The sequence below is a fragment of the Candidatus Sodalis sp. SoCistrobi genome (assembly GCF_900143145.1).
Lineage (GTDB): Bacteria > Pseudomonadota > Gammaproteobacteria > Enterobacterales > Enterobacteriaceae > SoCistrobi.
Genome location: NZ_FRDB01000185.1, coordinates 1 through 5,684, shown reverse-complemented (window position 1 = coordinate 5,684; position 5,684 = coordinate 1). Strand labels below are relative to the sequence as shown.

Here is a 5,684-nt window from a genome sequence, read left to right as displayed (position 1 = left end):
TGCTCATGCTGAGTTTCCAGCACTAGATTAACTGCCCGTTCACGGACTTCCGGAGAGTAACGTTTGGTCGTTGTCATAGAGACCTCCACTTTTAAAGTATAGACTCTAATTTATCCGGGGTGATTCAATAACATCTGATACTTTATGAAAATGAAAATTCGCGCGTTCTGTAGCATGGTATTGGCAATGGCTGTTTACAGTCAGTCCGCCTTCGCCGTTGTCTATCCGCTGCCGGAAGGCAAAAGCCGCCTGGTGGGGGAAAATCTGCAAATCACCGTTCCCGAGGGGAACAAGCTTCCACTTGAACATTTTGCCGCACAGTTCCAAATGGGACTGAGCAACATGCTTGAAGCCAATCCGGGCGTGGATGTCTACCTGCCGGCCGCCGGCACCAAGATGATCATTCCGCAGCAGCTGATTTTGCCGGACACCCCGCATGAGGGTATTGTGATTAACAGTGCCGAAATGCGGTTGTATTATTACCCGAAAGGCACCAAGACGGTCATCGTGTTGCCCATTGGTATTGGCGAGCTGGGTAAAGACACCCCCTTCAACTGGGTGACCTCGGTGCAGCGTAAAAAAGATGGCCCCACCTGGACGCCGATTAAAGCCATGCATGCGGAATATGCCGAACGCGGTGAAACGCTGCCGGAAGTATTCCCCGCCGGCCCGGATAACCCGATGGGGTTGTATGCGCTTTATGTTGGCCGCCTGTATGCGGTCCACGGCACCAACGCCAACTTCGGTATCGGCTTGCGCGTGAGCCACGGCTGTGTGCGTTTGCGCGCCGACGACATCAAATATCTGTTTGATCATGTGCCGGTCGGCACCCGTGTTCAGTTCATCAATGAACCGGTAAAAGCCACCATCGAGCCGGACGGCTCACGTTATCTGGAAGTGCACAACCCGCTCTCCGCTACCGAAGAGCAATTCAACTCAAGCGAGCCGGTGCCGATTAATCTGCCCGTCAACGTCTGCCATGTGCTGGTGGATCCCAGCGTGAACCAGAGTACCGTCGACCAGGCGCTGCAGCGTCGCTCCGGCATGCCGGAGAACATCGTCGCGCAGGGCGACAGCAGCCAAACCGCCACGGTACAGGTACAGCCGGTTGATGAGAGTACCATTACCGAAGGTCCCGACACCGAGCAGGCGCAGCAGGGCAATGCCGCACCGGTCACCCTGCAGACCAGCGTGCCTGAGCAAAGCGGCACCGCGGTCCCGGTGGACAACACCGCACCCATCGAGCAGGCCACACCAGCTGCCGGCGACGACGGTCAAACCGCGCAGTAAGCGCGCAAGATCGCCCGCTCGACGAGCAGGCGACCCCGCCTCCCTGGCGCACCCGCCGCGCCAGGGAGGGCGAAACCAGCTTCCAACAACGCTCCCTTGAAGTAATCTCACCGCCTGAGGCGTTCTATCACCGACGCGGATTTCCCCGCGCCGTGGTAGGGCTACGGCAGTCTCTACTTGGCGTAAAAATTGATGACGGCTTCGGCCGCCAGGCAAGGTATGCTTATGGGATCGTGTTCAACCGGAGTGATCCATGTTCCTCATTACGTTGCGCTATAACCAGCCCATGACGCAGGTTACCGCCCTGCAGGAAGGCCATATGAACTGGCTGAAGACCTATTTTGCCGAAGGTATTTTCGTCGCCGCCGGCCGTAAAATCCCCCGCACGGGCGGCGTCATTTTCGCCTGCCGCGTGGCGCGGGATGAATTGGAGCGGATTTTGGCGGAAGATCCGTTCAGCGCCGTCGCGGACTACGACATAATCGAATTCTTACCTACCCTGACCGACGAAGCCTCAGCGCGCTACTGACGCTATAACCCCGTACCGGCGCTGCAGGCTGCCGCCGCGCGCAGGCGGCTTTCGCCTGCAGCGCGGGGCCGAAGAGGCATTTTGCATCAACTTGCCAATCGCACCTCTGCGGCGTCTGGGCGGGTGAGCGCCGTCATGCCGCTCTGGCTATGAATAAACGCCTCAAACTGCGCCCGCATGTCCTCTAGCAGAGCATAGCGCCTGCGATATTCGGCGCGTTTCTTACTGGGCAGATCGTCTATGGACTTGCGGGTTATCCTCTGCGGCAACGCGTAAAGCCCGCCTGCCATGGGCAGCCCTTCCAACGACGCCCAAAATTCATCGTAATGAGCAAAAAATACATTTTGCTTACTACTGCGATAACGTGCGCTTTGGAAAACATGGCTTTTATCACCGACTGCGATAATCTGCTGCGCCTTAATGTCACCATTAATAAGCTGCAACATTTCCACCAAAAGTCGTTTGGGGAATAAACCGTGGCAAGCTTTGGTCGCTTCCTTGATGACAGTATGCGAGGTATTGCGGCTTGCGCCCTGCAACCCGCCGATAAATAGGGTTTGTTTTTCCTGATACCTTACGATAGAGAAGGTAAGCGAAGCCAAACGTCCTTTATCGCCGTGAATGGTCAGCGTCGCCTCCCCTTCACGCTCGAAGCGGCTCATGCTCAATTTGATTTCGAGTTGCTCGCCGTTTTTACCCTCCAAAACGCACAGTCGGGTTGCCGCAGGCACGGTTAACGCCTGCCGCAGCGGCAGACATGACAGTGTTTTGATAAAGGTGTAGTGCTCAAGAATAGCCCGAGCGCGCGCCGCTACCGGCAAGGCGGCAAAAAGATAGGGGCGATGGATTTTCGCGGGCAACGTATTTTGCGCCAGCGCCGCGTGGCGCAATAGCGAGTCGGTCGAGACGCACTGCAAATAACGCAGCGTCACCACCGGATTAATCAGCGTTCGCAAAAAGAATTTAAGGCGGAATTTGGTGTTATCCCAGATTTCCCCTGGTCTACAGACACCCGAGAAAAGCGCCCAAAATAGGCTAAATCCGCTTTGCGGATAACCATCAATTTTCTGCACAACGGAATGGGACATATTGGAGTATCCAAACGCAAAACTATTATGTTACTAATAATATTTAAACTGATTATCAATAAATAATTATTAACGGCCTTACATCAGGCCGAACATAAACTAACAGTAAACAATACGATTATTTCTCTGAAGATCTTTATCCGCCGGCTCAACTGGTCAAGACAGATGAGCCCGCTACGGTGTTTTATCGCTCAAACGACCGCAAACGGCCATCACGGCCTGCCACGGTTGCCGCGCCGCGGAAAAGCCACTGTCGCTGATGAGGCAGACCGCCGTAGAACCAGACGTTGCACCGCCGATACCGTCCGAAAGATCTAACCTGAGCGATTAATGAAGAAAAAGGCTTTTCCCCAGAGCCTGCGCCAGCAGGAGCGTCGGACCGGGTCAGCGTTTTGGGGGCACTTGGACAACGGGTAAGGACCGATCCGCATTGAGATGATGGCAGCAGGCTTAACCCCTCGCCCCGCTGAAGACGAATTGACTCGCTGCCTATACTAGTATGCCCCGCTTTTATTAATGCAAGTATGTTGACGAACCACCGTTTATTGGGAAGGAATTACTCTTTACCCGCTCACTAAATTATGTAATTTTCTGAGTCACCGGCCAGAGGTTTTCTTAAATTGACATTTCATCATATAGGAATAGCAATCATGGGTAGTCTCAATGATCCAGTCTCCGGCAGTTTAACACTACACACCTTGAACCACATTCCCCTCATTGCCATAATGGAGCATGCGTCAATTCCTTGGGGAATAAAAAACAAAGAATCCAAGTTCGTTTATTTGAATAAGGCCAGCCTCGATTTTTTGAATATCCCCAGCGGCTTTGATTTTGAGGGACGGCGGGATGAGGAGTTCCCTTGTGCCTGGTCGGAGCTGGCGCCAGACTTCCAGACACAGGACCGGGCAGCAGAACAGAGCAGCACCGGGGCGGACATTGTCACAACATCTTATTATGGTCGCCACGCCGTGATGGAACCTTATTATTGCCCGAAATTTTCCATTAATAATAATCAGGGTGAGATATTGGGCACTGCCTATTACATCCAAAAATTCAAAATATTATCCGTATCAGAGTTTTTTGATAGCATCAAACCTTCGGTGATTACGTTGACGCCGCCTGATGCCACTTTTACCGAGAGCGAGCTGGATATTATTTTTTATGCCAGACTGGATTTGAGCGAAAAAGAAATCGCGGAAAGATTATTTCTGTCACCGAAGGCACTCGAAATCAGACTAGCCGGTATTTACAGTAAAATTAGCGTCCACTCGCTCTCGCAACTTAATGAATACTGCCGTGCCACAGCGCTCAAAAATTATATGCCCAAGAAAATCTTCAAAGAAGGAGTTGAATTCTTCTGGTAATCAGTATGTTACCGCGCCAGCCCGGGGTGGAGCCTCGGGCTAGGGGTGCGTCTCGCTTAGCATTTGCTGCAACAATGCTTCTTATCGGGCCAGCCCGCCTTGGCCACCCGGTGTCGCCCTTCGGCGCCCACACGTTAACGCTTGTTGCCATTGCGGCTACCGGACTAACCCAGCATTGGCGGTCTAACGTCTTATGCCGCATGGACGGTTGCCCTTGGTGGGTTTATCGCTGATTTAGCCTGCGCGTCGAACCAGGCGACGGGGGTAAATCGGCCGCGCCGAAATGCCATCCCCTCTCCCAAACTGTGTAGGGATCGTCGTGATGCCACGGTGTATATTCCTGATGGTATTGGCGTGCTCCCCGCGTTAAGACGTTATGGACGGCTTAGCCATTCTCCCCCCCTCCTTTGACCAAAACTTAAGAACGAGGGCTCGGGATGGCGCAGACATGCATTCTGATCTTAACGTCGCTATGGGGGCTGACGTACGCGTTGACGTACGCCCCGTTATTGACGTTTGTACCTGCACCAGCGTCGCCAGGGACATAGGGTACAGTATTTACTCGTGGCATTGGTGCGGGCGGTGACTGACTTACCCGGGTATCGCCCTCTTTACCGACTGTTGGGCAGCAAGCGGCAAAGGGCGCAGATAATTGCCGGGCAACAACGCCCTCTTGCCTATGTAAGGCATCCTCAGTCTGAGGCGCTCGCAATTTGATAAGACGGCCCGCGCTTATCATCAATGCGGCAGCGCAGAGGGGTAAAATGTAAACAGACGGACCCGCTATCACGCATGTCACCCCCACAGCGATAAATAACAGACTAAGCGGATAACTGTCTGCCCAGCGGCAAAGTGTTTTCCCGACCGGTAACGCCGATTTGAGCGTCGTATTACCCACCGCAGCAAGACTATGCCAGGCACTTTTATTCTCCGTTTGCGGCGGTGCGGTAGGGTGTGGGCTTATATTATAATCAGTAAAAGGATAATGCTTAATAGCATTAACCTCCGTCTGTAAGACTCCCATATTAACGTCCTCCTATTAATTTTCGATCATTAGCGATGTTGACGAAACGAGTATAATATCGCCCCGTTAAACCCATCGTTAAAAAAACGGCAATAGAAAAAACCACCGCTCTGTCACAAAAAAAATAAAGTAGCGCCCATTCTTATTACCAATCAATTTTTGGTAATGCCTTCAAATAGTTGACTTTTGTGATATTCTGCCTCTATTTGAGGTTTCCACGTGGTTACAGTTTCTGTTCATTGTCCTCGCTGCCATTCAGATGAAATTTATCGACATGGCCTTAGTCCAACTAAGCGCGAACGCTTCCGGTGTCAGTGCTGTCACCGTGTATTCCAGCTTACCTACCGCTATGAAGCGCGAAAGCCGGGAGTTAAAGAGCAGATCGTTGA

5 protein-coding genes are annotated in these 5,684 nt (G+C 52.6%); 4 read left to right on the top strand and 1 reads right to left on the bottom strand.

Annotated features, from left to right (window positions below; all coding sequences use genetic code 11):
• The first annotated feature begins 144 nt into the window (after nucleotides 1–144).
• The gene (locus CINSTRO3249_RS11970; RefSeq protein WP_074013447.1) at nucleotides 145–1,290 is read left to right on the top strand and encodes a L,D-transpeptidase family protein; all 1,146 of its coding nucleotides are present in this window, start codon (nucleotides 145–147) and stop codon (nucleotides 1,288–1,290) included.
• Between the two features lie 253 nt (nucleotides 1,291–1,543).
• Entirely contained in the window at nucleotides 1,544–1,819 is a 276-nt protein-coding gene (locus tag CINSTRO3249_RS11965) for a YciI family protein (RefSeq protein ID WP_074013446.1), read from the top strand.
• Nucleotides 1,820–1,905: 86 nt separating this feature from the next.
• Here the strand turns inward: CINSTRO3249_RS11965 and CINSTRO3249_RS11960 are convergent, their stop codons facing one another.
• Nucleotides 1,906–2,892: a VirK/YbjX family protein gene (locus CINSTRO3249_RS11960; protein WP_174249784.1), complete on the bottom strand. Its 987-nt coding sequence runs from the start codon at nucleotides 2,890–2,892 to the stop codon at nucleotides 1,906–1,908.
• Between the two features lie 665 nt (nucleotides 2,893–3,557).
• Here CINSTRO3249_RS11960 and CINSTRO3249_RS11955 point away from each other — a divergent pair.
• Together CINSTRO3249_RS11955 and CINSTRO3249_RS16685 are read left to right on the top strand one after the other, a co-directional pair.
• Nucleotides 3,558–4,271, top strand: coding sequence for a helix-turn-helix transcriptional regulator (locus tag CINSTRO3249_RS11955; protein ID WP_074013444.1), 714 nt, complete (start codon nucleotides 3,558–3,560; stop codon nucleotides 4,269–4,271).
• 1,243 nt (nucleotides 4,272–5,514) lie between these two features.
• Nucleotides 5,515–5,684, top strand: a 170-nt coding sequence (locus CINSTRO3249_RS16685) for an IS1 family transposase (RefSeq protein WP_143146886.1), incomplete at its 3' end; no start/stop codon positions are given.